This is a genomic window from Gordonibacter pamelaeae 7-10-1-b (assembly GCF_000210055.1).
GTDB lineage: Bacteria > Actinomycetota > Coriobacteriia > Coriobacteriales > Eggerthellaceae > Gordonibacter > Gordonibacter pamelaeae.
The window spans coordinates 3,015,112-3,019,509 of sequence record NC_021021.1 but is presented as its reverse complement, the minus strand read 5'-3'; the positions used below and the strand labels follow the sequence as shown (position 1 = coordinate 3,019,509).

Genomic DNA, 4,398 nt, shown 5'->3' with positions numbered 1-4,398 from the left:
CGCGGGGGCCGGCGGCTGCGGCGGCGGGTGTGCTGGCGGGTGCGCCGGCTGCAGCGCGACAACCTGCGCGGGATGCGCGCAGGAGGGCGAGAGCCGGCCTAAGCCGCCGGACGCGGAGACCCTCGCGGAGTCCCGCCGATAGCCCTCCCGAAGGGCGGCGGGGACGGAGGGCGGCGTGCGGCTCGTCGGGCGTTGTTTCCGCAAGGCGGCGGAATCCCTCGGAGGATATGCCTGCGCGCCGGCGGCTTGCCGTGGAGATTCTTGGAAGATGCCCATAAATGTTGCAAATTGAGTAGCAAATATGGGAAAGTAAACCAAGGAAAACAAGTAAGGCGAGCCGCCACGTGTGCGAACGGCCGCGTGCCGCCCGCCGAACGACGCGAAGGAGCGATACCATGTCCATGATCAACCGCGAGATCGACGACTTCTCCGTCCAAGCGTTCCAGGACGACGGCTTCACCACCGTCACGAAGGACGATGTGCTGGGCCACTGGAGCGTGTTCTTCTTCTACCCGGCCGACTTCACGTTCGTGTGCCCCACGGAGCTTGAGGACCTGGCCGCCCTGTACGACCAGTTCAAAGCCGCCGATTGCGAGATCTACTCCGTGTCGTGCGACACGCATTTCGCGCACAAGGCCTGGCATGACGCGTCCGAGAACATCAAGAGCCTGCCGTACCCGATGCTGGCCGACCCCACGCACAAGCTGGCCGACATCTTCGACGTGTACATCGAGGAGGAGGGCTTGGCCGAGCGCGGCAGCTTCATCGTGAACCCCGAGGGCCGCATCGTGTGCTACGAGGTGAACGCCGGGAACATCGGCCGCAACGCCGCCGAGCTTTTGCGCCGCGTGCAGGCGAGCCAGTTCGTGGCCGAGCACGGCGATTCGGTGTGCCCCGCGCGCTGGGTGCCGGGCTCCGAGGTGCTGCACCCGGGCATCGACCTGGTGGGCAAGCTGTAGCGGACGCAGCAGGCCGGGCGGTGCGCACGACGGGCCTCCGGGACGGTTCCGGGGGCCCGTGGTATGATGGGCAGAGCCGATACCCCCTCGAAAAGGAGCACCCCCATGGATGTGACCTTGAGGCCCTTCGAAGACGACGACCTTCCCCGCCTGCGACGATGGCTCGCTGCCGACCACGTGCGCCCCTGGTTCGAGCAGCCCGAGGACTGGATGGCCGAGGTGGAGGGCCGTCACGGCGAGTACGCCTGGATCAGCCACTTCGTCATCGAGGCCGACGGCGATCCCGCCGGCTTTTGTCAGCTCTACCCGTTCTCCGCAAGCGGCGAGGATTGGAACGGCGCGCTTCCCGTGGAGGGCACGTACAGCCTGGACTACCTGCTGGGCGAGCCGACGCTGCTGCGCCGCGGCATCGCCCGCGCGGCGCTCTCGCAGCTGATCGGGCTCATCGCCGCCGAACCCGATGCCGAGCGCATCATCGTGCAGCCCGATCGGGAGAACGTTGCCTCCCGCGGCCTTCTGCGCGCGCTCGGCTTCGCTTACGACGAGGCCGATGACCTGTTCGCGATGGACGTCTGACGCATGGGCGCGGCGTCGGGCCCCGCGTTTTCGGGGAGGGGGCTTCCATGGAGTTGAACAAGCTGGGCGAGCGGACGTTCTGGCTGCCGCACCAGCCGGAGAACGACCGGCCGATGCTCGTGCTCCTCAAGGGCGACCGCCTTGCGCTCGCGGTGGACGCGGGCGCGTCGGCTGCGCATGTCGAGGAGTTCTACGCGCAGCTCGACGACGCGGGCCTGCCCCGGCCCGACCTCACGGCGATCACGCACTGGCATTGGGACCACACGTTCGGCATGCACCGCGCGCACGGCCTCACCGTTGCGTGCCGGCGCACCGGTGAGCTGCTCGCTCAGGCGCGCGCTTCGCTGGCCGATCCCGCCGCCGTCCCGGCGCTCAAGCGGAGCGAGGAGCATATCGCCTGCGAGTACGCCGAGGCCGGAATCGTGGTCGCCCTGCCCGACGTGGTGTTCGACGGCGAGCTCCTCCTCGATCTCGGGGGCCTGACCGCACGCGTGCTCACAGCAGCCTCGCCGCATTCCGACGACACGGTGCTCGTGCACGTTCCCGAGGAGGGCCTGCTGTTCCTGGGTGACGCGACGTGCGGCGATCCTTTCGACGGGTGGCGCGTCGACGAGGAGAGGCTGCGGGCCCTGATGCGGACGATCGAGGGAATCGACTGCGAGACGTGCCTTCTGGGCCATGCCGACCCGCTGGGCAAGGGCGAGCTGCTGGGCTACCTGGCAACGCTCGCGGGTTGAGGACGCGCTGCCATCGGGCAGGTAACGGCGACCGGCTTTCCCCTGCTCGCTCGGCCGCAGGAGTAACCTTTATGCGGAAGCGGCCGGCCGGCGCCTTGCGCACCCACGGGCGCGGTGCTGGGCATGCGACGAGAAAGGACGATGCCATGGCCCCGATGGATGCGGCGGTGCCCGGAACCCTCGTGTGGGGGCATGCGGCGCTCGCAGTGTGCGCGGCGTTGTACCTGGCGTGGTGGTGGACGTTCTTCAACCCCGCGCTGCCGAAGGCGATGGGGGCTCTGTACGCGATGGGCGTGGGGTTCATCTTGGGCGCGGTGGCGTTCGGCATCGCGGCCGTCGTGTTGCTGGCGATGGGCTTGGGAGCGCTCGCGGGCGCACCCCAGGTTGGCGGCGCGGCGCCAGGGTGGGTGTTCGCCGTGGGCGGCGTGGCGGCGTATGCGGCGCTCGCCTTCGTCACCGTGCGTTTCTTCGGGCGGCCCGTGACCACGGAGCTGCTGCTGTTCGTGCTGTGGGCGGCGCTGGAGCTTGCCGTGCTGAACGCGCTCATGGGCGCAGGGATGCTCTTCGGCGGCGCGTTCTGGCTGCTCGCGGGCGTGGTCGCGCTTGTGACGGCGGCGAATCTCGTGTGCTACGTGCTGTACTTCCGGCTGCCGCCCGTGCCCTCGTTTATCGACGGAGCCGCGCCCCTTGCAATCGTCGGCGTGCTCGCGGCAGTGTTGGCTGCGGTTATCGCGCGGCTGTAAGCGCGTCGACCGGCTTGTGGCCGCGTGGGGTACAACGAGGGCGGCCGTGCTGCGCCGACTTGCGGAGGAACATGAGGAACTACCTGCTCAAACGCATGCTGTTCATACCTTTAGGGATCGTCGCCCTTGCGGCGACGGCGTTCGCGCAGGCGAATCCCGAGGCAGCCGAATGGTACGCGCACACGGTGTACCCCGCGGCGTCCTCGGCCGTGGGATTCCTGCCGTCGCTCGTCGGCTTCTCGGTGGCCGAGTGGGTGGCGGCGCTGTTCCTGCTGTTCTGCCTGGGGTACGTCGGGTACTGGGTTCGCAAGGTCGCCGTGAGCAAGGGCGAGCGCGGTATGATGGCATACCGCGGGATCATGGGCGCGGCAGCCGTCGCTTGCGTCGCGCTTTTCGCCTTCACGTTCCTCTGCGGGCTGAACTACCACCGCTACACCTTCACGCAGCACGCCGGCTACGATCTGGCGGAGGAGGGGGCCGATCCGGCCGAGCGCCAGGAGGAGCTCGTGAGCCTGGCCTCGTCGCTCGCCGAGGGCCTCGGGCGCGAGCGCGCAGAGCTCGGCAACGATGTCGACCTGTTCGCCGCCGAGCCGGGGGAGTTCGAGCGCTACGCGCAAGAATCGGTGGTCGCCATGCGCAAGCTCGCGGAGCGCTACCCTGCGCTCGAGCGGCCGCTGTACTCGCCGCCCAAGCCGGTGCTCGCGTCCAAGCTGATGTCGTATGCGAACATCGGCGGCATGTTCTTCCCGTTCACCATGGAGTCGAACATCAACGTGGACAACCCGTTCTCCACGGTGCCGTGGACGATGGCCCACGAGCTGGCGCACCAGTGCGGCTTCATGCGCGAGGACGAGGCGAACTTCATCGCCTACCTGGCCTGCAAGGAATCCGACGACGCGCTCATGCGCTACAGCGGCCTGCTGCTGGCCTACGACAACGCCACGGCCGCGCTGCGGAAGGCCGATCCGGAGGCTGCCACGCAGATCTCCGCCGGCCTTGCGCCTTCGGTGCAACGCGACCTGGCCGAGCGCGCGGAGCACTGGGCCCAGTACGAAGGTCCGGTGCAGGAGGCCTCAAACGCCGCCAACGATGCGTACCTTAAGGCCAACAACCAATCCGACGGCATGCGGAGCTACGGCCGCATGGTCGACCTGCTGCTCGCCGAGCAGAGGGCGGGGGAGGGCGACCAGTCGAGCTAGCGCCCCGCTTCATCCCGCTGCGTCATCCTGCGTCATCCGGCACTGCGTCATGCGGCAGCTCGGCCGGCAGAACTGGCGAGATTGATGCTGCGAGGGGGATCGGCTCGACGCCGTTTCACTCCGGGAACCCCAGCTCCACGGTGAGCACGTCGCCGTCCAGGCGGGCGGTGGCCTCGATGCGCAG

Annotated in this window: 5 protein-coding genes; all 5 read left to right on the top strand. The window is 68.6% G+C overall.

Annotated elements, in window-relative coordinates; translation table 11 throughout:
- The first annotated feature begins 395 nt into the window (after positions 1-395).
- The 5 genes from ahpC to GPA_RS13925 all read left to right on the top strand — a co-directional run bounded on the left by ahpC (position 396) and on the right by GPA_RS13925 (position 4,214).
- Entirely contained in the window at positions 396-959 is a 564-nt protein-coding gene (ahpC, locus tag GPA_RS13945; RefSeq protein WP_015540262.1) for an alkyl hydroperoxide reductase subunit C, read from the top strand.
- Between the two features lie 105 nt (positions 960-1,064).
- A complete protein-coding gene (locus tag GPA_RS13940) occupies positions 1,065-1,535 on the top strand; it encodes a GNAT family N-acetyltransferase (RefSeq protein WP_015540261.1) in 471 nt (156 codons plus the stop codon).
- Between the two features lie 47 nt (positions 1,536-1,582).
- A complete protein-coding gene (locus GPA_RS13935; protein ID WP_015540260.1) occupies positions 1,583-2,272 on the top strand; it encodes an MBL fold metallo-hydrolase in 690 nt (229 codons plus the stop codon).
- A gap of 146 nt (positions 2,273-2,418) precedes the next feature.
- Complete coding sequence (locus GPA_RS16990) at positions 2,419-3,015, top strand: hypothetical protein (RefSeq protein ID WP_114568397.1); 597 nt, start codon at positions 2,419-2,421, stop codon at positions 3,013-3,015.
- 71 nt (positions 3,016-3,086) lie between these two features.
- Positions 3,087-4,214: a DUF3810 domain-containing protein gene (locus tag GPA_RS13925; protein WP_015540258.1), complete on the top strand. Its 1,128-nt coding sequence runs from the start codon at positions 3,087-3,089 to the stop codon at positions 4,212-4,214.
- Positions 4,215-4,398 lie beyond the last annotated feature (184 nt).

Coding starts and splice junctions, on each gene's coding strand:
- ahpC (WP_015540262.1), top strand. CDS start 396: ATGTCCATGATCAACCGCGAGATCGACGACTTCTCCGTCCAAGCGTTC.
- GPA_RS13940 (WP_015540261.1), top strand. CDS start 1,065: ATGGATGTGACCTTGAGGCCCTTCGAAGACGACGACCTTCCCCGCCTG.
- GPA_RS13935 (WP_015540260.1), top strand. CDS start 1,583: ATGGAGTTGAACAAGCTGGGCGAGCGGACGTTCTGGCTGCCGCACCAG.
- GPA_RS16990 (WP_114568397.1), top strand. CDS start 2,419: ATGGCCCCGATGGATGCGGCGGTGCCCGGAACCCTCGTGTGGGGGCAT.
- GPA_RS13925 (WP_015540258.1), top strand. CDS start 3,087: ATGAGGAACTACCTGCTCAAACGCATGCTGTTCATACCTTTAGGGATC.